Annotated in this window: 1 rRNA gene; it reads left to right on the top strand. The window is 56.7% G+C overall.

From position 1 onward, the window contains the following. A 16S ribosomal RNA gene (locus KSW38_RS03560) occupies positions 1-1,445 on the top strand; the annotation flags it as partial. Positions 1,446-1,613: the final 168 nt, after the last annotated feature.

Here is a 1,613-nt window from a genome sequence, read left to right as displayed (position 1 = left end):
AGCTTGCTGGGGGGATTAGTGGCGAACGGGTGAGTAACACGTGAGTAACCTGCCCTTGACTCTGGGATAAGCCTGGGAAACTGGGTCTAATACCGGATATGACCATCTGGCGCATGTCATGGTGGTGGAAAGCTTTTGTGGTTTTGGATGGACTCGCGGCCTATCAGCTTGTTGGTGGGGTAATGGCCTACCAAGGCGACGACGGGTAGCCGGCCTGAGAGGGTGACCGGCCACACTGGGACTGAGACACGGCCCAGACTCCTACGGGAGGCAGCAGTGGGGAATATTGCACAATGGGCGAAAGCCTGATGCAGCGACGCCGCGTGAGGGATGACGGCCTTCGGGTTGTAAACCTCTTTCAGTAGGGAAGAAGCGAAAGTGACGGTACCTGCAGAAGAAGCGCCGGCTAACTACGTGCCAGCAGCCGCGGTAATACGTAGGGCGCAAGCGTTATCCGGAATTATTGGGCGTAAAGAGCTCGTAGGCGGTTTGTCGCGTCTGCTGTGAAAGACCGGGGCTCAACTCCGGTTCTGCAGTGGGTACGGGCAGACTAGAGTGCAGTAGGGGAGACTGGAATTCCTGGTGTAGCGGTGAAATGCGCAGATATCAGGAGGAACACCGATGGCGAAGGCAGGTCTCTGGGCTGTAACTGACGCTGAGGAGCGAAAGCATGGGGAGCGAACAGGATTAGATACCCTGGTAGTCCATGCCGTAAACGTTGGGCACTAGGTGTGGGGGACATTCCACGTTTTCCGCGCCGTAGCTAACGCATTAAGTGCCCCGCCTGGGGAGTACGGCCGCAAGGCTAAAACTCAAAGGAATTGACGGGGGCCCGCACAAGCGGCGGAGCATGCGGATTAATTCGATGCAACGCGAAGAACCTTACCAAGGCTTGACATGAACCGGAAAGACCTGGAAACAGGTGCCCCGCTTGCGGTCGGTTTACAGGTGGTGCATGGTTGTCGTCAGCTCGTGTCGTGAGATGTTGGGTTAAGTCCCGCAACGAGCGCAACCCTCGTTCTATGTTGCCAGCGGTTCGGCCGGGGACTCATAGGAGACTGCCGGGGTCAACTCGGAGGAAGGTGGGGACGACGTCAAATCATCATGCCCCTTATGTCTTGGGCTTCACGCATGCTACAATGGCCGGTACAAAGGGTTGCGATACTGTGAGGTGGAGCTAATCCCAAAAAGCCGGTCTCAGTTCGGATTGGGGTCTGCAACTCGACCCCATGAAGTCGGAGTCGCTAGTAATCGCAGATCAGCAACGCTGCGGTGAATACGTTCCCGGGCCTTGTACACACCGCCCGTCAAGTCACGAAAGTTGGTAACACCCGAAGCCGGTGGCCTAACCCTTGTGGGGGGAGCCGTCGAAGGTGGGACCGGCGATTGGGACTAAGTCGTAACAAGGTAGCCGTACCGGAAGGTGCGGCTGGATCACCTCCTTTCTAAGGAGCTGCTAACAACTTGCTGTTGCCCTGCATGGGGTGGTGGTGGTTGTCAGTGTTGCCCATTGCGCAGGCGTTTGTTCTGCGGTGGGTGCTCATGGGTGGAATATCAACAAATCAAATGTTTTTTGGCATGGCCTTGCTGGTTGTGTCCTGGTGTTAGTACGG

This window comes from Paenarthrobacter aromaticivorans, from assembly GCF_019038615.1.
Lineage (GTDB): Bacteria > Actinomycetota > Actinomycetes > Actinomycetales > Micrococcaceae > Arthrobacter > Arthrobacter aromaticivorans.
The sequence above is the reverse complement of the archived record's forward strand: the minus strand, read 5'-3'. Positions and strand labels throughout refer to the sequence as shown.